The 22,242-nt window shown below is 39.6% G+C and carries 19 protein-coding genes; 8 read left to right on the forward strand and 11 right to left on the reverse strand.

Features of this window, described 5'->3' with window-relative positions:
- Positions 1-300: isocitrate lyase/phosphoenolpyruvate mutase family protein (locus Aru01_RS08830; RefSeq protein ID WP_171248545.1), on the reverse strand; the 300-nt coding region annotated here is incomplete at its 3' end.
- Between the two features lie 208 nt (positions 301-508).
- Between Aru01_RS08830 and Aru01_RS08835 the strand changes: the two genes are divergently transcribed.
- From Aru01_RS08835 to Aru01_RS08845, 3 genes are all read left to right on the forward strand, one after another.
- Entirely contained in the window at positions 509-1,162 is a 654-nt protein-coding gene (locus tag Aru01_RS08835; protein WP_016656412.1) for a TetR/AcrR family transcriptional regulator, read from the forward strand.
- A 123-nt stretch (positions 1,163-1,285) separates the two neighbouring features.
- On the forward strand, positions 1,286-2,206 hold the full coding sequence (argF, locus tag Aru01_RS08840) for an ornithine carbamoyltransferase (protein ID WP_016656413.1): 921 nt from the start codon (positions 1,286-1,288) through the stop codon (positions 2,204-2,206).
- A 428-nt stretch (positions 2,207-2,634) separates the two neighbouring features.
- The gene (locus Aru01_RS08845; protein ID WP_016656414.1) at positions 2,635-3,135 is read left to right on the forward strand and encodes a DinB family protein; all 501 of its coding nucleotides are present in this window, start codon (positions 2,635-2,637) and stop codon (positions 3,133-3,135) included.
- A 23-nt stretch (positions 3,136-3,158) separates the two neighbouring features.
- Here Aru01_RS08845 and Aru01_RS08850 read toward each other — a convergent pair whose 3' ends face one another.
- The 7 genes from Aru01_RS08850 to rpiA form a co-directional block, all read right to left on the reverse strand.
- The gene (locus tag Aru01_RS08850) at positions 3,159-3,500 is read right to left on the reverse strand and encodes a YnfA family protein (RefSeq protein WP_016656415.1); all 342 of its coding nucleotides are present in this window, start codon (positions 3,498-3,500) and stop codon (positions 3,159-3,161) included.
- Between the two features lie 79 nt (positions 3,501-3,579).
- Positions 3,580-5,856 (reverse strand): ATP-dependent Clp protease ATP-binding subunit ClpA, encoded by a 2,277-nt coding sequence (clpA, locus tag Aru01_RS08855; RefSeq protein WP_016656416.1) that lies wholly within the window; start codon positions 5,854-5,856, stop codon positions 3,580-3,582.
- 9 nt (positions 5,857-5,865) lie between these two features.
- Positions 5,866-6,294 (reverse strand): ATP-dependent Clp protease adapter ClpS, encoded by a 429-nt coding sequence (clpS, locus tag Aru01_RS08860; RefSeq protein ID WP_016656417.1) that lies wholly within the window; start codon positions 6,292-6,294, stop codon positions 5,866-5,868.
- A gap of 18 nt (positions 6,295-6,312) precedes the next feature.
- Complete coding sequence (locus Aru01_RS08865; protein ID WP_016656418.1) at positions 6,313-7,062, reverse strand: DUF6776 family protein; 750 nt, start codon at positions 7,060-7,062, stop codon at positions 6,313-6,315.
- 76 nt (positions 7,063-7,138) lie between these two features.
- Positions 7,139-8,188, reverse strand: a complete 1,050-nt coding sequence (gene argC / locus Aru01_RS08870; protein WP_016656419.1) for an N-acetyl-gamma-glutamyl-phosphate reductase — start codon at positions 8,186-8,188, stop codon at positions 7,139-7,141.
- A 136-nt stretch (positions 8,189-8,324) separates the two neighbouring features.
- Positions 8,325-9,020 carry a M48 family metallopeptidase gene (locus Aru01_RS08875; protein WP_016656420.1) on the reverse strand — a complete coding sequence of 232 codons (696 nt, stop codon included), beginning with the start codon at positions 9,018-9,020 and terminating at the stop codon, positions 8,325-8,327.
- 21 nt (positions 9,021-9,041) lie between these two features.
- Positions 9,042-9,713: a ribose-5-phosphate isomerase RpiA gene (gene rpiA / locus Aru01_RS08880; protein ID WP_016656421.1), complete on the reverse strand. Its 672-nt coding sequence runs from the start codon at positions 9,711-9,713 to the stop codon at positions 9,042-9,044.
- Positions 9,714-9,828: 115 nt separating this feature from the next.
- Here rpiA and ilvA point away from each other — a divergent pair, with 115 nt between their 5' ends.
- Positions 9,829-11,355: a threonine ammonia-lyase, biosynthetic gene (gene ilvA, locus Aru01_RS08885; protein ID WP_016656422.1), complete on the forward strand. Its 1,527-nt coding sequence runs from the start codon at positions 9,829-9,831 to the stop codon at positions 11,353-11,355.
- 73 nt (positions 11,356-11,428) lie between these two features.
- Here ilvA and Aru01_RS08890 read toward each other — a convergent pair whose 3' ends face one another.
- Both Aru01_RS08890 and Aru01_RS08895 read right to left on the reverse strand, forming a co-directional pair.
- Entirely contained in the window at positions 11,429-12,199 is a 771-nt protein-coding gene (locus Aru01_RS08890; protein ID WP_016656423.1) for a helix-turn-helix domain-containing protein, read from the reverse strand.
- Positions 12,200-12,235: 36 nt separating this feature from the next.
- A complete protein-coding gene (locus Aru01_RS08895) occupies positions 12,236-13,303 on the reverse strand; it encodes a flavin-containing monooxygenase (RefSeq protein WP_016656424.1) in 1,068 nt (355 codons plus the stop codon).
- Positions 13,304-13,827: 524 nt separating this feature from the next.
- Between Aru01_RS08895 and putP the strand changes: the two genes are divergently transcribed.
- Positions 13,828-15,336 (forward strand): sodium/proline symporter PutP, encoded by a 1,509-nt coding sequence (putP, locus tag Aru01_RS08900; RefSeq protein ID WP_016656425.1) that lies wholly within the window; start codon positions 13,828-13,830, stop codon positions 15,334-15,336.
- 64 nt (positions 15,337-15,400) lie between these two features.
- On the opposite strand, the gene Aru01_RS08905 is transcribed toward putP, so the two are convergent.
- The gene (locus Aru01_RS08905) at positions 15,401-15,883 is read right to left on the reverse strand and encodes an Lrp/AsnC ligand binding domain-containing protein (protein ID WP_016656426.1); all 483 of its coding nucleotides are present in this window, start codon (positions 15,881-15,883) and stop codon (positions 15,401-15,403) included.
- A 136-nt stretch (positions 15,884-16,019) separates the two neighbouring features.
- Between Aru01_RS08905 and putA the strand changes: the two genes are divergently transcribed.
- The 3 genes from putA (at position 16,020) to Aru01_RS08920 (ending at position 22,028) form a co-directional block, all read left to right on the forward strand.
- Positions 16,020-19,769: a bifunctional proline dehydrogenase/L-glutamate gamma-semialdehyde dehydrogenase PutA gene (gene putA / locus Aru01_RS08910; protein ID WP_016656427.1), complete on the forward strand. Its 3,750-nt coding sequence runs from the start codon at positions 16,020-16,022 to the stop codon at positions 19,767-19,769.
- Positions 19,770-20,029: 260 nt separating this feature from the next.
- Positions 20,030-20,707, forward strand: a complete 678-nt coding sequence (locus Aru01_RS08915; RefSeq protein ID WP_016656428.1) for a potassium channel family protein — start codon at positions 20,030-20,032, stop codon at positions 20,705-20,707.
- Entirely contained in the window at positions 20,691-22,028 is a 1,338-nt protein-coding gene (locus Aru01_RS08920) for a TrkH family potassium uptake protein (protein WP_016656429.1), read from the forward strand. The genes Aru01_RS08915 and Aru01_RS08920 overlap by 17 nt, the downstream gene beginning before the upstream one ends.
- Positions 22,029-22,242 lie beyond the last annotated feature (214 nt).

Here is a 22,242-nt window from a genome sequence, read left to right on the forward strand (position 1 = left end):
AGTCCGTGCAATATTGAAAGCACCGCCCCAACCGGTATCGATATCAACCAACAAAGGTGTATCAACACGTTCAGTAATACGGCGTACATCTTCAAGCACGTTGTCTAAGCTGGTCATACCAAGGTCTGGTAAGCCATAAGAGTAATTTGCAACACCTGCACCTGAAACATAAATCGCTTTATAGCCAACTTGTTTTGCCATCATGGCTGCATAGGCATTTACAGTTCCAATAATCTGTAATGGCTTTTCGATTTCTAATGCTTGTCTAAATCTTAGACCTGCAGACGCTTGTTCTGTCATAATTCCTTTCCACAGTCTTACTCTATTAATAGAGTTTCGAGTATAGCTATAAAACTATGCACTTTTACAGTTCATTGGCTAAAACTTTAGCATAATGAATCCACTCAATTGACTCATTATCTGATCAAACACAGATGCTTAGATATAAGCCTGAAATTCCTTGACATGTTTGATATAATGCTCTCTATATTTTTATTTTCACTGTGTTATGGCAATTAGTTTAGATCAAATGGTGATTTCGAACTGCGACTTTCCTCTGACTCGTCGCGGTCATGAACGACGCTTGGCGCTATTACTCAGTGCGAATACTTTATTCCTTGAACGCGGTTATGATGCGGTGTCATTAGATGATATCGTCAATCATGCTGGTGGCTCTAAGACCTCGATTTATAAGTACTTTGGTAGTAAAGAAGGTTTATTTATTGCCATTTGTGATTATCGTCGTGCTATGTTCTTTCAAGATATTTGTCCCGCCTTTGAGCAAAGTAAGAATGACCTACGTGATTATTTAATTCAGAATTTAAATAATTTTTATATTCATTTACTTGACCCTGAAAATGCTGCATTTATTCGCTTGATTGTCGAACGAACTCAAGCTACTCCTGAGTTTGCACTCTATATTCACGAACAAGGGCCAAAGCATATTCAAGCGACGATCGCCAAAGTATTAGAAAATGCACATAATCAAAAAATCTTGTATTGCCCCAAACCTTTATTTTCCGCTCAAATATATATTGGAATCATTCGTCATTTAGAATGGAAAACAATTATGGGAATCGAGATTAAAAAAACAGATGCTGAAATAAATGAATATTTTGAATATAGCGTAGACCGTTTTCTCGATGGACACCAAAGAGTTTAAAATTTTGCACAGCAAACATAATCTATAGTATATTGATCGATTATCCTTTTTAACTTCCTACAAACCAACAATAGTGTGTTGGCTTTTTTGTTTTTGGCTGGCACTTATTATTGTGGAGTAACCATGGCTCTCAGACATTTTCTTACTTTAGCTGATTTAAACACTGACGAACTAAATCAAGTTATTCAACGTGCATTAGAATTGAAAAAAATGCAACATCAACACCAAGTTTATCAGCCCTTCGTTGGCAAAGTAATGGGAATGATTTTTGAAAAATCGAGCACACGAACACGTGTTTCATTTGAAGCAGGTATGACCCAATTTGGCGGCAGTGCGATTTTTCTTTCATCACGCGATACTCAACTTGGTCGCGGTGAACCGATTGAAGATTCTGCACGTGTAATTTCGAGTATGTTAGACATTGTCATGATTCGTACTTTCGGACATGAAATCGTTGAGCGTTTCGCCGAAAACTCAAGCGTACCTGTCATCAATGCATTAACCGATGATCACCATCCATGCCAACTACTTGCGGATATTCAAACATTTGTTGAACATCGTGGATCAATCAAAGGCAAAACAGTTGCATGGATTGGTGATGGCAATAATATGTGTAATTCATATATTGAAGCAGCACATATGTGGGGTTTTAAACTTAAAATCGCTTCACCTAAAGGTTATGAGCCGAAAGAGAAATTCTTAGCCCCATTTAGCCACTGTGTTGAATTGGTTGATAGTGCTGAAGCTGCTGCAACTCAAGCTGACCTGATTGTGACCGACGTCTGGGCAAGTATGGGCCAAGAAGAAGAACAAAAAATACGTGAAAAAGCTTTTGCAGACTATCAAGTTAATGAAAAACTTGTTGAATTTGCAAATCCTGACTGTTTGTTTATGCACTGCTTACCTGCGCATCGAGGTGAGGAGATTTCAGAAAACATGCTCACGCATAAGAGTTCAGTAGTATGGGATGAAGCTGAAAACCGATTACATGCACAAAAAGCGTTGGTTGAGTTTTTAATTAATGAAAATTTAAAAGCGAATTAATCTGTAGTTAGAATCAAATCAAGATAAAAGGTTTTGTCATGACAAAGCCTTTTATCATTTTATAAACCTTTTCTATAACCCACTCAAGCATAGTGGTTTATGTAAGACAAATAGATTTAGATGATATTTATCGAATACTCAAGCTATAGCGAAATTCAGAGCACAAAATATAAACACATAGCGTATATATCTAGAAGATAACTTATATTCGCTCTAGTTTAGATATTGTTAATTATATTTTCTAATAAGACGTGTTTTAAATAAAATATTTATCCCATTATATCCAACACGCTTATTTAACGAAGAATATCCAAATAAATAAAATCGCAATAGCCAGAATATTTTCAGCAGCTTTCAATTATATTTAAAGTTACAATAATGCGTGGTGTGGCCCACCTGAATTGCTCAATTACCGTAAGAGAATACCGATGCTTTTAAGCCAATTTCAATATAAACAATGGTCAGATCAACGTATGCTAAATGCAATCCAGCAAATTGATCAGGGTAAATTTGCTGAACAGTATGCATTTATCTGTCAGCAACTCAATCATATGCTTATTATTGAGGATCTATTTCGAGCACGTCTAAAACAACAAAAACAACCCCATCCAAAAACCAATAGTGAAATCGTGCCAGATTTTAAGCAATTAGCACTTCGACTCACCCACTCAGACGAAGATTATCTAGACTATGTACAACAGATCCAATGCCAGCAGTTAGAGCAATTCATTGATTTTACTTTCACTGATCAGCAAAAAGGCTCAATGCAAATTCAAGAGATTTTATTTCATATTATTAATCATGGGAGCTACCACCGTGGATCTATTGCCCGTGCTTTAGACCAAGCTGGTGTCACCCATCCAGCAGATAGCTACACCATGTTTTTACATGTCACACAGCATCAGCGTCGTGAAGGCTTAGCGGGTTAGGCATATTGCTTCGCCCTTCTTCACTAACGTATTAAACCATTGGGCTGTAAAATAATCATTGCGGCCCCAGTCACTACGACCAGCCCCCCGATCAAATCCCAACGGCTTAGGCTTATTTGATCGACATACTTCAACCATAGCAATGCAGTGCATACATATATGCCACCATATGCAGCATAGATTCGTCCAGATGCAGCTGGATGCAATGTTAATAACCACACAAATACCGCAAGACTAAGTATTGTAGGTAACCATAACCAATGGCTACGCCCCTGATTTAAGATTAAATAAGGAAAATAACAACCCAGTATTTCTGCAATAGCCGTCAGAAAAAATAAAACAAAAGTCGTCAATACATTGGACATCAATATTTCCCATATTTCAGTAAACAAAAAATAACCCGTAAATAATTCACGGGTTATCGTCAAACAATTTCACGGGTCATTATGCGGGTTCAGCAGCTTGATCTTCAAAAACCTCAAGTTTCAAACCTACAGATTGCCCATTTTCAGTTTTCACTGAAACTGCAACATTACCACCATGATCAGCCAATTCACCAAACAAAATCATTTCAGCTAATGGCTTTTTCAAATGTTCTTGAATGAGACGCTGCATAGGACGTGCACCCATGTAACGATCGTAGCCATTTTCAGCTAGCCAATCACGAGCAGATTGATCAACATCCAATACCACTTTCTTGTCATCAAGCTGTGCCTGTAATTCAGTTAAGAATTTATCTACCACGGACTCGATCACAGACATTGGCAATGCTTTAAACTGAATAGTTGCATCTAAACGGTTACGGAATTCTGGTGAAAAAGCACGCTTCATCGCTTCTTGGTTATCTTTACTGTTATCTTGCTCTGTAAAGCCAATACTACTGCGTGAAATACTTTCAGCACCAATATTGGTAGTTAATACGATAATGACATTTCTAAAATCAGATTTTCGGCCATTATTATCTGTTAATGAACCATGATCCATTACTTGCAATAACAAGTTAAATACATCTGGATGTGCTTTTTCAATTTCATCAAGTAATAGAACACAGTGCGGATTTTTATGAATCATATCCGTTAACAGGCCACCTTGATCAAAACCTACATAGCCTGGAGGAGCACCAATGAGTCTAGAAACTGCATGGCGTTCCATGTATTCAGACATATCAAAACGTACTAGTTCTACACCAAGTAATTTTGCCAATTGTTTAGTAACTTCAGTTTTACCCACCCCTGTTGGGCCAGCAAAAACAAAGCTCCCCACAGGTTTATCTGGTGCTTTTAAACCAGCACGTGATAACTTAATTGCCGAAGACAACGCCGTAATTGCTTCATCTTGACCGAAGACTACACGTTTTAAATCACGCTCTAAATTGCTTAATACAGTTTTATCATCATTCGATACTGTTTTAGGTGGAATACGTGCAATTTTAGAAACAATATCTTCAATATTTTCAACTGAAATCACACGGTTTTCCGCATCAGTTTTCAAACGACGTTGTGCACCAGCCTCATCAATGACATCAATTGCCTTATCTGGTAAGAAACGATCATTGATAAATTTAGCTGATAATTCAACTGCTGATACCAAAGCCTGATCGTCATATTCCACATGATGAAATTCTTCAAACTTAGATTTCAAACCACGTAAAATATCAATAGTTTCAGAAATCGATGGTTCATTGACATCAATTTTTTGGAAACGACGCGAAAGTGCATGATCTTTTTCAAAAACTTGACGGTATTCTTGGAAAGTCGTTGAACCAATGCAACGTAAGCTACCATTTGCCAAGGCAGGTTTAATCAAATTTGAAGCATCCATCGTACTGCCCATGCTGGAACCAGCACCGATAATCATATGGATTTCATCAATAAATAAAACTGCATCTGGCTTTTTCTTTAAAGTATTTAACAGCTGCTTTAAACGTTTTTCAAAGTCGCCACGATATTTCGTACCTGCAACCAATGCACCAATATCTAAACTATAAATCTCAGTACTCGCGAGCGGTTTTGGTGCTTTACCATTGACAATCAGCCAAGCTAAACCTTCAGCAATCGAAGTTTTACCAACACCAGGATCACCCACCAATAATGGATTGTTTTTACGTCGACGACATAAAATTTGTGCAGCACGTTCTATTTCTTTTTCTCGACCAATTAAAGGGTCTGTTTTGCCTTTTTGTGCTTCATGATTGAGATTTAAAGTATATAACTCTAATGGACCAGCATTTGCTGAGGTACTAATATCCGAGTCCACCTCATCGGCTTCTTCTTCTACTGGAATCTCATCTTTACGGGCACCATGAGATAAGTATTGAGTTAAAGTTAATCGATTGATTTGATGACGTTTTAATAAATATATAGCAAATGAATCACGTTCAGAGTACATCGCAACCAATACATCAGCACCTTCAACAGTACGGTCGCTACCACTCGACTGAACATGGAATATTGCGCGTTGCAAAATTCTATCAAAACTTTCGGTCGGATGTGGTGCTTGCTCACTGTTTTCTGAAAGCTTGGGTGTATGTTGCTCAACATACTCTTCTAGCTCTTTACGAAGACTCACAATCTCAGCACCGCATGCTTTCAATGTATTCACAGCGGAATCATTATCGAGCAATGCTAATAGCAGATGTTCAACGGTGAGAAACTCATGTCGCTTTTGACGAGCCATGCTTACAGCCAAACGCAAAGACACCTCTAATTGACGACTAAGCATGCTAACCCCCTATTCTTTTGGCTCGATCTGACAAAGTAATGGGTAACCTTGGGAACGAGAATAATTATTAACGATATTTGCTTTAGTTTCCGCAATGTCTCGCGGATAAACACCAGCGATACCTTTTCCTTCGTAATGTACTGTTAGCATCACTTGAGTAGCTTGGTCAAGATTTAAAGCAAAGTATTGTTGTAAAATTTCAATTACAAAATCCATTGGCGTATAGTCATCATTAAGTAACACAACCACATAAAGTGGTGGCAACTTTAATTGAGGAGGTGCCGTCTTGACCGCAACATCACCCTCTGACTCGTCAAATTCTGACGGATCATGTGCTACTGGCATGATTTCTGGATGAATATGCCAGTCGACATAACCTGATTGATTAAATGAATTTTTCACTTCACCTAAACAAATTTGACGTTTAATTCCGCTCATATCACTAAAATTCTTTGCTTACTGGACATTGGCTTCTGCTTGCGGAATTTCCGAAGCAAAGCTCGCTAAATTTTCTACTGCTTTACCACGTTGCCAACTAAAGCGTTTAATCACTGATGTTGGGCCACTTAAACGAACTTCAATAAATTGTGGAGTAAATCCTTTAGGCATCGTCCAACGACCTGTTAAACGTGCATAATCATCAAAATTGAAACTTTTATTTTCAAGTGGAATCAATAGCACTTCAGCACCATTGATCAAACGTAGTTCCACACTACCTGTTGCACGGCGATGATTTGGGCTAACTTGTAACAAGTCTAACTGATACTCAAACGCATTTTCTGGAAGCGATTTGATTGCAAGGTTTTGCACAGATAAACTCAACCCACCCCGTTCTCTGAGTACTTCACGATAAATTGATGTTAAACCATCCAACTGAGACTTTTCAGCCTTCAATTTATTCATGCCGGCATAAAGCTCATTGGAGTTTTCCACTGCAACATCACGTTCCTGCACAGCGGTATTCAAATTTTTATTAAGCGCATCTAAATTATTTTTTTGCTTTTGTACCACATCGACCAACTGTTGTGCATCAGCATCATAACCAACCACAGTCAGCCCTTGGCGATGTCCTACTGTATAACCTAAAATCAGACTACCTAGCGACAATACTACAGCTGAAATAATCAAAGGTGTATAACTCTGCTTCAACGATTGCTTAAGCTTACTCGTTGTTTCTGGGACATTATGTTCTTTGTTGTCTTGCATTGTCGTCTCTAGTAATGTTTGGGTTCAAACAGCTTTCTCAGTTTCAATTAAGAAAGCTGTGTCATATCTAAGTTATTTAAGGTAAAAGACCAATACCCTGCAGACCTGCATCTTCAGAGAAATTAAACATTAAATTCATATTCTGTATGGCTTGTCCTGCTGCCCCCTTAACCAAATTATCTTGTGCAACTAAAACAATCAACTTATTTGCTTGAATTTGATGTAAAGCGATACGTAATTGGTTTGCGCCGCGGACACTACGTGTTTCAGGAGAGCTCCCCGCTGGCATAACATCAACAAAATGTTCACCCTGATAAAAATCTTGGTAAAGTTTTTGTAAATCAACCGCTTTAGCATGCTCTGTTAAATCAACATAAATGGTACTGAGCATACCACGAATCATCGGCACCAAATGTGGAACAAAAATTAAGGATTCAAAATTAGCCTGATGTGCAGAAATATGACCAAGTGCTTCGACAATTTCAGGATGGTGGCGATGACCTGCAACCCCATAAGCCTTAAAGTTATCTGCATTTTCAGAGTAGATCATCCCCAAACTCGCTTTACGCCCTGCACCTGAAACACCAGATTTAGCATCGATAATAATACTTTCAGGTTTCAGTAATAATTCACTTGCTTGCAGAAGCGGCGCCAAACCAAGCTGTACAGTTGTTGGATAACAACCAGGGTTACCAATGACCTGTGCTTGTTTGATTTTTTCGCGATTAAGTTCACAAAGCCCATACACTGATTGTTTTAATATCTCTGGGCAAGCATGTTCTAAACCATACCATTTCTCAAACTGTTCAAGATCCTGCAAACGAAAATCAGCTGCAAGATCAATCACTTTTGTACCAGCACTTAATAAATCTGCGGCATGATTCATCGCCACACCATGCGGTGTAGCAAAGAAGACAACATCACACTTCTGCAATGCTTCTATTTTTAAATCAGAAAATTCAAGATCAGTATGACCACGTAGGCTCGGGAACATCTCATCAACACGACGACCCGCTTCAGTTCTAGATGTCAGAATTTTTACATTGACATTAGGGTGACGCAGTAAAAGACGCAATAATTCAACGCCTGTATACCCTGTTCCACCAACGATACCCACTGTAATCACAATGCTAACCCCATTAAAAGTTGAGATAAAATAACGCTGTAGTATGACAGGAACTGAGCATTTGCAAAACAGTTTTGCCGTGAGGTTATGAAATTTTTAACAATAATTTGAGTTACACCGCTTTACTCGTGATGATTTACAATTTTGCCGAATAATGCCACCAATATGGAAGTGCAATAGTTTTTAACATTTTTCGATGTTGTTTGTAATTTATATCAAATTTTTCAACCTCAGACCAAAATGCTGGGCTATGGTCGAAATGACGTGTATGGGCCAACTCATGAATACATACATAACGTACCACTGCTTGAGGATACAGCACCAAAGCAGCATTGAGCATAATATCGTGCTGACTACTACAACTACCCCAACGCGTTTTTGGATGACGAATATTACATTTTGCAAATGGGATTACGTGCTCTTGAGCAAGATGGCTTAAGTATTTTGGTAATTTATGTTTGGCGTAAGACAATATAAAGGTTTTCAGTCCAATTTCTGCCTGCGTTTGATCAACACGTAACATGTTATGTTCAGGCAAATAAATGAACAAATCTTTTTGAGCCACATATTCAATGTCTATGGCGATGTTGTGATCAAAAAGTTGAATCTGCTGTGGCAATGTTTGTGATTGTACTTGTGTAGAGTCATATTGTTTCTGCCAAGTTTCGACCAACCAAGACTCAGACTGTTTTAAAAAATTTTCAATTTGCTGTCGACCACAGCGTAAAGGCACAGTCAATCGGATCGAATCGGTATAAACACGCAAGCGCAAATGTTTTGCCCTTGCATGTCGAACAATTTGTATTTCAGGTAGGTCCTGACAAATGCTCATTGGGTTTGAGTTCTCACTGAATTAGATGGCTACACGCTCTTCAATGCCTTGACTCGTTGCAACAATCGCAATATCGGCTTTATTGATCGCAAAAATCCCATTGGTGACCACACCAGGGATGTCGTTGATATTTCGTTCAAGTTCGAGAGCATTTAAAATATTGAGATTATAAACATCTAATATCACATTTCCGTTATCTGTCACCACTCCTTCACGATAAACAGGGTCACCGCCCATAGCCACTATTTTACGTGCTACCGCAGAGCGTGCCATAGGAATCACTTCAATTGGTAACGGGAAATCATGACCAAGTTGCTCCACCCATTTTGAATCATCAACGATACACACAAATTTCTTAGCAATAGAGGCAACAATTTTTTCACGAGTTAATGCTGCGCCACCACCTTTGATCATATGTAAATGACGGTCGATTTCATCGGCACCATCAACATACGCGTCAAGTCCACCGACATGATTCATATCTACAACTTCAATGCCGAGTTTTTTCAAACGCTGCGCAGTTGCTTCAGAACTTGCAACTGCCGCCTCAAGTTGTAACTGGGGCAAGAGTTCGATTAAAAAATTAACAGTACTCCCCGTACCGACCCCCAAGATTCCCCCTTTAGGTAAGTGTTTCAAAGCAGCCTCAGCAGCTGCTTGTTTCTTTTCATCTTGGGTAGCGTATAGACTCATGACTTTACTCATTAATATTCGTTGATTTTGTGATTTTCGCATAAATTTAAGGCGACAAATCACAAGGGTTTGTTACAATAGCCGCCTATTTTAAACTGTTAGATGGAAAATTAACATGCTGTCTCGTTTGGTTCGACAAATATTACAGGCAACAGTCTATGACGTTGCAATCGAAACCCCACTCGAAGCAGCGCCACGAATTAGTGAAAGACTACACAATGACATTCGTTTTAAACGTGAAGATTTGCAACCGGTCTTTTCCTTCAAGCTACGCGGTGCCTATAACCGTATTAGTCAACTAGAGAAATCACAATTACAACGTGGCGTTATCACTGCTTCAGCTGGTAACCATGCCCAAGGCGTGGCTTTATCGGGTCAAAAACTCGGTATTCGCGCAATTATTGTGATGCCTAAAACAACGCCTGATATTAAAATTCAAGCGGTAAAACGTTTAGGTGGTGAAGTTGTACTCTATGGCGATGCTTTTGATGCTGCAAATAAATATGCAATTCAACGAGCCGAAGAAGAAGGACTCACCTTTATTCCGCCTTATGACGATGAACTGGTCATGGCTGGACAAGGTACTATTGCCAATGAAATTTTACGTCAATGGCGAGATGTCGATTATGTTTTTGTTGCTGTTGGTGGTGGGGGTCTAATTGCTGGTGTCGCAGCTTACCTAGGTGATGTCGCCCCACATGTCAAAATTATTCCAGTTGAATACGATGAGTCTGCCTGCCTCAAAGCAGCATTTGAGCAAAATAAACGCGTCATTTTACCTCAGGTAGGTTTATTTGCTGATGGTACTGCTGTTGCTCAAATCGGTGAAAAACCATTTGAAGTCATTCAACTATTAAAATCAGATCAATCCGGCCCTATCGTCGAACGTGATGTGGTCTTAGTTAATACTGATGAGATTTGTGCTGCAATCAAAGACACCTTCGATGAAAACCGCAGCATTGTTGAGCCATCAGGTGCAATGGCACTTGCTGGCATTAAAAAATATGTAGAACAACATCAGTTAAAAGGCAAGAACATTGTTTCGATTATTTGCGGCGCAAATATGAACTTTGACCGCTTACGTTATATCGCAGAGCGTACAGAGCTTGGTGAACAACGTGAAGCCATTTTTGCTGTCACTATACCTGAGCAAAAAGGTGCATTCTTGGCATTCTGCCGTAGCCTGCAAGGCCGTAATATTACCGAATTCAACTACCGTGCTTCTCCTTCTGAATTGGCGCAGGTATTTGTAGGGATCAGCCTAAAAGGTGGTGAAAAAGAGCGTCATGAAATTCATGAAATACTCAAAGCACAATATGACGTTGACGATCTTTCCGATGACGAAGTTGCGAAGTTACATATACGCTATCTAATTGGTGGACATGCAAATATTGAAAACGAGCGCTTGTTCCGGGTTGAGTTTCCTGAGCGCCCTGGTGCCTTACTGAATTTCTTAGAACACCTTGGACCATCTCACAATATCACTTTGTTCCACTATCGTAATCATGGTGCTGCTGAAGGTCGTGTTTTAGTTGGTGTTGAAGATAATGACACTACAGATGCGCAAGAAAAGAATGACAACATTCCTTATCCGTATGAGGAAATCACCCACAACTTAGGCTATCAGCGCTTCTTAAAATAAGTCGTTAAGTCAAAGTCTAAAGCCAGTGTCTTGCGTAATGCGAACATTGGCTGTTTCATTTTAAGAATGAACTTTAAATAAATTTAATATTTTTTACATCACTTGGCTTAATCCCCATCAGTTTTCTACACGTGCTAGATAAATGTGAAGGGCTATCAAACCCATGCTTCATCGCTGCAGCGGTTATGCTCCCTCCTGAGGCAACTTCAGTTAGCGCCAACATCAGTTGATTAAACAAAAAATATTGTTTAACTGTCCCTCCAGTGGTTTGACTAAACAAGTGAGAAAAGCGGCTAGTGGACAAATTAAGATCAGCATGAATATGTGACCAGTTAATTTTATTGTCCATGAATAATACGTCATGCTTCAACTGCATCAACCGCATAATGCGTTTATCTAAGGGGGGATGTTCGAGCTGACATAAATGGGTAGGTAATGACTGTTTTAAAACCTGCCACAACTTCAAATACTCTGCTTTATTTTCTAAATCTCGACACGCCGTATACAACTGATCAAGTTGTGCTTCATCAAATGATAAACTCAAATATGATGTGGACTGCTGTTTTAAAAATGCATTTATACAAATACCTAAAGTTGACATACGGTTAAGCAATACCAGCCAATACGGTGATTGAATTTTTAGCTCATGTAGACAGTGGCTTTGAATCATCATCGCCTGTACCCCAATACGTTGCCCCTGCACAACAGCTTGTATTGGTGTGTGTTTCTGCAAAGAAATAACAATATGTATGGCGCTATGGCGATGACTTTGAGCAAGTAACTGTGTTCCTATCATCGAGCAGTGTTCTTCAGCTACAAATACTTTTGTTTGAAATGAATCCATTGAACGACTACACCCTTATCTCCTTTGCCATCAAGATTAACGCTTAGCTGAAATTGCAGCAACAATCCGCTGTGCATCATCAGCAACGCCCATAATCAATGCTGAAGCACGATTTCTTTGCCAAGGTCTACCGATATAAAATAAGTTTTTGATATTGGATACACCTTCGTGATGAATAAAGGCACCTTGTTCGGTTAGCGCATGTTTAATCTGCAACCATGACGAATCATCTTGATATCCAATAGTCCAAATCACAGCATTAATTTGATGTTGCTGCTGATCAAGAAATATAGCGGTGCTGTCATGGGCCGCAACTAAACGTGGTACCAACTGTACTCCAAGTTGTTGTAAATCAGATAGACTGCGCTCTCGATTTGGAAAAGGATCACGTTTACGCATCAATCGACCGAGAAATGAAGTGGGAGATGCGCGTAAAAGATGCAGTTTTTTCAACCACCACCAAATTGATTTGCCCAATATCCGCTCTGGAAATAACTTCCTTTTTTTACCCGTTGCCAATAAAACAGCATAATTATTTTGCCGCATAAGGACGGCAATATCTCGCCCAGATGCACCATCACCGACCACCAATACTCGACTATTTTCAGGTAAATGCTGACCAGTCGCGATACTTTCAGCAGTAAAGTGTAATACAGAGTCATTAAATTGTTGGGCAACTTCAGCAATTATAGGCTGCTGAAATGCACCTGTCGCCACAATCACATGGCTTGCTTGAATCTCCTGTTGATCCTTGAACTGCGCAATATAAGCCCCTGACTCTAATTGAGTTAAAGATTGTACTTTACAACCAAGTCTTATAGGAAAGTTCATTTTATTTGCATAAGATTCTAAATAATCTACGAACTGATCTTTGCTCGCATAATCATTGGGACGTCCCGCAAGTGCCAGACCTGGTAGTGCGCTATATTGGTTTGGTGTAAATAGCGTTAAAGATGCATAGCGATTACGCCAACTGTTTCCTATTCGATCAGTCTCATCAACTATCACAAAATTAATATTTTGCTGCTGTAGATAATATGCTGCTGCCAAACCTGCCTGACCTGCGCCAATAATAAGCACAAATGTTGAATTTACCTTGAGCATGGACTCGACCTAAAACTTCCCAAACCAGCATATTAAGCAATTTATTGTTAAAAACTTTCAAAAAAACGCTATTCTTCGAATAATAAATCCAAACTTTTCTACGGATAAAACTCAAATAACTATTTGATTTCATATAAATATAATCTCAGTCATTTGAGAATCATATTGACATTTAACCATCATATTTTCACTGCAAAAACAGTCAATAAAATGCAAAAATTACTCATAAATTTGTATAGTAAACCACTGATCAGCTATACGTTCAGGCACATAATAAGCCTATGAAATTAAATCAATATACTGAATAATAAAGACTATTTTTAATTTTATACAACAATGGCTGCCAAAGCATAACAATCAAGCAGCTAGGATTGCAAAATTCACATTTCACTACACAAATAACCTATAATCGCGGCAGAAATGTTACAGAGCGTAATTTTCATTTTGTGTTTGAATCGTTCTCTAGGAAAAAATTGAGCCTACACAGAATAAACATTACACCCAAACATATTAAGGACGGGTACATGAATCATTTTAACCCCACACTAATTACATTTATTTTCTATATTATTGCCATGGTTGCTATTGGTCTTTATGCCTATAAAGCAACCAATAACTTTTCAGACTATATTTTAGGTGGCCGTAGTTTAGGAAGTGTAGTTACAGCACTTTCAGCTGGCGCCTCAGATATGAGCGGTTGGCTTTTAATGGGTTTACCAGGCGCAATCTATTTAAGTGGTCTCTCTGAGGCTTGGATTGCAATTGGCTTAATCCTCGGCGCTTGGATGAACTGGCTTTTAGTTGCTGGTCGTTTACGCGTACATACTGAATTTCAAAATAATGCCCTCACCTTGCCAGATTACTTTACAGGTCGTTTCTCTGATCGAAGAAAAGTACTGCGTATTATTTCAGCATTGGTGATCCTTGTATTTTTTGCAATCTACTGTGCTTCGGGCATGGTTGCTGGTGCGCGCTTATTTGAAAGCATTTTTGGTTGGTCGTATACCACGGCGTTATGGATTAGTGCTTTAGCCACTATTAGTTATGTTTGTATTGGTGGTTTCTTAGCCATCAGTTGGACAGATACGTTCCAAGCAGGCCTAATGATTTTCGCCTTATTGCTAACGCCCATCTTTGCTTATCTTGCAATTGATACCAATGCACAAAGTTTTACACAGATATTAGAAACAGCACGCCCACATGCCATGAATATGATTTCAGGTGTCAGTGGTGCGGTGATTATCTCATCGCTAGCATGGGGCTTAGGCTATTTTGGTCAACCTCATATTTTAGTGCGTTTTATGGCTGCTGACTCAGTTAAAGTGATTCCTGCTGCACGACGTATTGGAATGACTTGGATGACTTTATGTCTAACTGGTGCAGTTGGTGCTGGTTTTATTGGTATTGCATACTTCCAACAACACCCTGAGCTTGCCAGTATTGTACAGAGCAACCCTGAAACGGTATTTATGGAGCTGACTAAGCTGTTATTTAATCCTTGGATTGTGGGGATTATTCTTGCTGCAATTTTAGCTGCGGTTATGAGTACTTTGAGTTGTCAGCTTTTGGTCTGTTCAACCACACTCACTGAAGACCTATACAAGGGGTTCTTCCGCAAGAATGCGTCACAGCAAGAGCTGGTTTGGGTTGGCCGTATGATGGTTTTAGCCATTGCACTCTTGGCGATTATTTTAGCCAGTAATCCTGAAAGCAAGGTATTAGGTCTGGTCGCTTATGCTTGGGCAGGTTTTGGTGCTGCCTTTGGTCCATTGATCATCATGTCATTATTCTGGCGCCGTATGACACGTAATGGTGCATTAGCAGGTATTATTGTCGGTGCACTGACTGTAATTGTGTGGAAAAATACCATGGCTGACTGGGGAATCTATGAGATTTTACCTGGCTTTGTTCTTTCAATGATCAGTATTGTCGTCGTGAGTTTATTCGGTCGTCAACCAGATCAAGAAACTTTAGATCGTTTCGATCAGGCTGATCAAAGCTACCATGCACAAATTAGAGAAATGAAACAATAATAATCATTGCTTCATTTCACTTAAACACCATCCAAAATAAAAATGATGAGCTAGTATGTAAATACTAGCTTTTTTTTACTTTGCTTTTTAAATCAAGTCGACTGGATTCTTTAATCACTTCCATCACAGGATAACTTCGTGTTTCTCTTATCCCTGGTAATTGCCAAAGAACCTGTCCAGATATTCTTCGAAACTCTTCCATATTTTGACACCGGATTTTCACCAAGAAATCGAAACCACCACTCACCATATGACACTCAATAATCTCAGGATAGGTCAGCACTGCTTTTGAAAACTCATCTAAAGCATTGGGGGTTGTTTTGTCTAATGAGATTTCAACAAAAACTACAAAACTTTTATCCAATAGTTCTGGATTAAGTTTAGCCTCATAACCTAATATATATCCCTCTCGATCTAACTTCTGTACCCTAGAGAGCACAGCTGTCGCTGATAGATTAACTAACTCAGCCAACTTAATATTTGAAATCCGACCATCATTTTGCAATAACTCTAACAGTTTGATATCAATACGATCCAGAGTAATCATCCTTAAACACTCACTTTCACACAATTAATCACTATATAATGTAAAAATTATAGTCTGTTATTCGCTATTTTTTCTGTAATTATTAATAAAAATTTAAACGCACAACAATATCGTATTAAAAGCAGGATGACTAAAGATGGACAGTTTACAATCGCAAGCGCGCTCTAATGATACTCACGGTTATATTTCGACCTTTAGAAATCAAAGCCCTCTACAACTGGCCATTCATCATGCTGGCAGCATCACAGAAAGTGAATGCGTAAAGTACCTGCTGACTCAATATGATATTTGCACTGAAACACGCCAACGAGTCACCGAATTAGCGCTTAAACTCTCACAGCACTTACGCGATAGAGAAAATAGCGCTGCAAAAGTGGATATCATTCAAGGGCTGTTACAGGAGTTTTCTTTATCTTCTGATGAAGGTATTGCGCTCATGTGTTTGGCTGAAGCCTTGTTACGGATACCCGATCAAGCCACTCGAGATGAACTGATCCGTGACAAAATCAATCAAGGCAACTGGAAACAACACCTTGGCAATAGCAAATTAGTCTTTGTCAACGCAGCAGCATGGGGATTGATGCTAACAGGCAAACTCATGCAACCTCGATCCCAGTCCTTATCTGGCCTGCTAACACAAATCATTGAACGCTGTGGACGTGGCATCATTCGTAAAGCTGTTCACACAGCGATTGAAATGATGGGCGAACAATTTGTCATGGGCGAAACGATTGAAGAGGCATTACACAATGCTAAACGACTTGAGCAACAAGGCTTTCGCTATTCTTATGATATGTTGGGTGAGGCGGCTTTAACTGAGCAAGATGCTCAACGATATTATCAAGATTATGTCCATGCAATTCACTGTATTGGTCAAGCCACTCAAGATTTAGACGTTTATGCAGGTGCAGGGATTTCAATTAAGCTCTCCGCCTTACACCCTCGTTATCAACGTGCTCAGGTTGAGCGGGTACAACAAGAACTATATCCTCGGATTTTGGAATTGGCCTGCTTAGCCAAACAATACAATATTGGGCTCAATATTGATGCTGAAGAAACTGAACGCCTCGAAATTTCACTGAACTTACTTGAACGTCTATGTTTTGAACCTGCTTTAGAACAATGGCAAGGTATAGGCTTTGTATTACAAGCTTATCAAAAACGTGGCCATGCTGTGGTTGACTATGTCATTGATCTTGCCAAACGCAGTAAGCGACGTCTAATGATTCGCTTGGTCAAAGGTGCTTATTGGGACAGTGAAGTAAAAAAAGCGCAAATTGATGGTTTATCTGGTTTCCCTGTATTTACTCAAAAAGCGCATACCGATCTGTCCTATATTATTTGTGCAAAAAAACTATTAATGGCAACAGAACACATTTACCCGCAATTTGCCACGCATAACGCCCATACGCTTGCAACAGTTTATACTTTAGCCGCCTCCAATCAACCCTATACACATGGCCAGTATGAACTACAGTGCTTACACGGCATGGGTGAGCCTTTATATGAACAAGTCGTTGGCTCAATTGAACAGAACAAACTGGGGATTCCTTGTCGAATCTATGCTCCTGTAGGCAGCCATAAAACCCTTTTAGCATATTTAGTTAGACGCTTGCTTGAAAATGGAGCCAATACCTCTTTTGTCCATCGCATCAATGACAAAACAATTCAACTCAGTGAGCTCATTACGGATCCACATGACGATATTTTAAATCACACTGAAAAAGGTGCTGATCCTGGGCAAGTCCACCGTAATATTACGCTTCCACCACAGTTATATGGTGCATTACGTGTGAATGCTTTAGGTTTTGACCTAGATGATGAACACAATCTAGCTGAGCTTGATCGAGTGGCGATACAGCTAAAAAACAAAAAATGGCATGCAGGACCCATGGGTGAACAACTTGAAGCTATTCATTGTACACAGCACGTTGAGATCCTTAATCCGGCAAACCATCTAGATTGTGTAGGTACTGTACAACTGGCACATGCTGATCATGTAGAACAAGCCCTCATCAACGCCTGCACAATACAGCACACATGGGCCAACTGGTCTCGCCATGATCGTGGTATGTGTTTGTTACGTGCTGCCGATCTGCTCAGCGATCAGCTCACAGAACTTTTGGTACTCTTGTCACGTGAAAGTGGCAAAACCTATAGCAATGCCCTTGCTGAAGTTAGAGAAGCCATTGATTTCATGCGCTATTATGCAGCGCAAATACAAAATCTCACGACAGATACACAGATCGAGCCACTTGGTCCTGTGCTCTGTATTAGCCCATGGAATTTTCCATTGGCGATTTTCTTAGGTCAAATCAGTGCCTCGTTACTCGCTGGAAATACCGTAATCGCCAAACCTGCTGAGCAAACGCCTTTGGTTGCCGCATTTGCTATCCAGTGTTTATGGCAAGCTGGTGTACCACAGACAGTCATACAAATGTTACCTGGAGCAGGTGAAATCGTTGCAGCCCAACTCAGTGCAGACCCACGTATCCAAGCTATTCTGTTTACAGGTTCAACTGCTGTAGCGAAACTTTTACAACAAACACTAGCACAGCGAGTCAGTCAACATGCTCAACCCGTCACATTAGTCGCGGAAACCGCTGGACAAAATGCGATGATTGTTGACTCTTCAGCACTCAACGAACAAGCGGTGACTGACATTATTCAATCCGCTTTTGACAGTGCTGGGCAACGTTGTTCTGCATTACGTTTACTCTGTGTACAACAAGACAATGCCCATACATTACTAGAAATGCTCAAAGGCGCAATGCAGCAATTAAGTTTAGGTCAACCCTCTCATTTAAATACCGATATCGGTCCAGTTATCGATATTGAAGCACAGCAAAATATTCTCAACCACATTGAAAAGCTGAGAAAAAAAGGCTGCCCTGTCTATCAATGCCCAGAACACCTCTTACAACAACCCGATCACGGTACTTTCGTTGCACCGACCTTGATTGAGCTTTCTACACTAGATGAATTGCAAGAAGAAATTTTTGGCCCTGTCTTACATGTAATTTACTTTAAACAAGGACAAATCAAGAGCTTAGTTGAGGAAATTAATGCCAAAGGTTATGGCCTGACGATGGGGCTGCATAGCCGCCTTGAGCAGCATATCGATTGTGTCAAACAATATGCGAAGGTCGGTAATCTTTATATCAATCGTAACATGGTGGGTGCCGTTGTCGGTGTACAACCCTTTGGCGGTGAAGGCTTATCAGGCACAGGACCTAAGGCAGGTGGGCCACTTTACCTGTATCGCCTCATGCACCACTGTAGTCATAAGCAGTTAAGTCCACCTTTTGCTACCTACAACACACAGCAGCAGGATCACCCTTCATCAGCTGTCATACAATTATATCAACAGTGGGTATCTCAGTACTTCCCTTCGCTTCAGTTAGCTGAACATGCACCGATTGATGCTGCGCAAGTACTGCAACTGATTGGACCTACAGGTGAGTCAAATACATATCAAATGATCGCACGTACACGAATTTTATGTATAGCGAATCAAGAAGAAGATCTCATTCAACAGTTTGCGGTGGTGCTGAACTTAGGCAGTCAAGTCGTGATCAGTGAGCAGCATCAAATGGCTATGCGCTTAACTCAATTGATGCCACCTGCTCTTGCTGCGTATTTCCATAAAATTACGCAACTACAATCAGGTGATTTTGATCTCGCCCTGCATCATGGTAATACGGATGCTTTACTGGTATTACAACAAGATATTGCTCAGCATCAAGGCCCAATGATCAACATCGTTCATCTAAAATCAGGTGATTATGCTATACCTATAGAGCGTTTAATGCTTGAGCGTGTTGTCAGTAACAATACAGCAGCAGCTGGCGGCAATGCCAGTTTAATGAGCATGTCAGATTTCTAATCTATGATTTTCAGTTAAGTGTTTTATTTTTAAATATCCAGATCTGTTCAAACCTTTGGACAGATCTGTTTCGAAACATTCAGGTTGAGTCCATCTGCTGCCATTAAGATTTTACTTTCATCTCTACAAGCCGCTCATTTCTAATCCCTTAATAATTGTTTTCTAAATCTGATTTTTTAAAATAATAATGAACTTTTGCGATGCAAAACGTATGATAGGATGAATTAAACTGCTCGATCTATATTTTGTAGGGATTTTTAATGGCATTATTTGCTGTGATTGGCTTAGGAAGCTTTGGTGCCACTGTTGCACTTGAATTGATTCATCTAAATCATGATGTGATTGGCATTGACAGCATTAAGAAAAATGTGGAGAACATTGCAGATCAGTTAACGCATTCCGTGATTGCTGATGCCACTGATGAACATGTGCTACATGAGCTGAATATTCAAAACTGTGATGCTGTGGTTGTCGCAATTGGTGAAGATTTAGAAGCCAGTATCTTATGCGTACTCCACCTTAAAAATATGGGAGTGAAAAAGATTATGGTCAAAGCCAAGTCAAAATCACACCATATGATTTTGTCACAGCTCGGCATTGATCAAATTGTCCACCCTGAAGAAGACATGGGGATCCGTATTGCCCAATCCCTAAGTTATCCAATGGTTCGACGTTATATGGCACTAAATAATGAGCATTATATTGTTAAAATCGAAATAGCAAAAAACTTACAGGGTACCCAATATCAAAACATTATTGACAATAGTGAAGAAACTGAATTTAAAGTATTGCTGTTACAACGCGGTTCTCATGTGATCTATGACATTGCACCAGGCACGATTTTACAAGAAAAAGATATTTTAATTGTAGAAGGTCCTGTCGAGGTACTGCGCCGATTATCCCAACGTTTCCTTAAATCCTATGAAATTCATAAATAAAAAACGCAAGAGCGTCAACTTAAGCCCACCGAGCCTGCTCGCGTTGGGTTTTTTAAGTTTTATTATTATGGGGACCATCCTACTTCGATTACCCATTTCACATCATGGTCAAATCGGCTGGATTGAAGCATTTTTTACTGCCACCTCTGCTGTCACGATCACAGGTCTATCTGTTGTCACTGTGGGCGATGCATATACCTTATTTGGTAAAGCTGTCGTGATGTTATTAATACAATGTGGTGGTTTAGGTTTTATGACCTTTGCTATTTTGGCGGTCATGAGTTTATCGCCCAAAAGCGGGCTAAAACAGCAGATCATGGCACAAGAAACCATCGGTCAAACCAGTTTATACCGGGTGTCATTCACCATTAAGGGGGTATTTTTATATTCTATCTTTTTTGAATCCATTGGTACGATTATTTTAACCCTCGCTTGGGTTGAAGATTATGGTTTTAAACAAGCCTTGATGCATGCGATGTTTTATAGCGTTTCCGCCTTTAACAATGGTGGTTTCTCATTATTTTCAGATAGTGTAATGAGTTTTTCAGGCCAATATCTGGTGACTTTAACCATTAGTTTGCTTTACATCTTGGGTGGTATTGGCTTCTTGGTCTTAATGGATATTAAACGCGCACAACGCTGGAAGAAGCTGAGTCCCAACAGTAAATTAGTGCTAAGTACAATTGCTGGACTCAATCTATTTGCTTTTATTACCATCTGGATTTTAGAAGCCAATAATCCATTGACTTTAGCGCCAATGCATTTTGGTGATCAAATGGTCAATGCTTGGTTTCATGCAACGGTGCCACGTTCTTCAGGCTTTAATAGCTTAGATGTTGCCAGTATGAGCAACCCTTCTATATTAATTACCATGCTGTTGATGTTTATTGGTGGTGGTTCGTTAAGTACTGCTGGTGGTATTAAGGTCGGGACTTTTATTATCGTCGTACTCAGCGTGATTAGCTTTTTGCGTCGTTCTGATGAACTCACAGTATTTAATTATTCAGTTCCACGGCAGATTGTCTTTAAGGCAATGGCTGTTATTTCAATCAACTGTATGATTATTTTTATTGGTTTTTTTAGCTTGCTGATCTTTGAACCCAAACAACAATTTTTAGATTTACTGTTTGAAAGTATCTCCGCTGGATGTACGGTTGGTTTATCTCGTGGGATTACAGGAGATTTACAGCCCATTAGTTTAGTCATCTTATGTATGCTGATGTTTGCAGGACGTTTGGGCCCTCTCACGCTGGCCTACTTAATCGCAACACCTAAAAAGAGCCGAGTCTCACATCCATCTACAGAAATACAGGTGGGTTAAACAAATAAACCCGCTTTGATTAATGCTCAAAGCGGGTTATTCATTGCAAAAGCAACATTACAATGCCATTGCCATTCATGACTAGGGAAATATCAAGATGGCAGCAATATAATGCATACTATAATGAAAGCAAAAAATTCAATTGTCGCTGTCATTTTCTGCCATTTTCTTATCTTTTCGAGAAAAATTGATTCTTCTGAGTTATAAAAAAATA

This window comes from Acinetobacter rudis, assembly GCF_000829675.1.
Taxonomy (GTDB): Bacteria; Pseudomonadota; Gammaproteobacteria; order Pseudomonadales; family Moraxellaceae; genus Acinetobacter; species Acinetobacter rudis.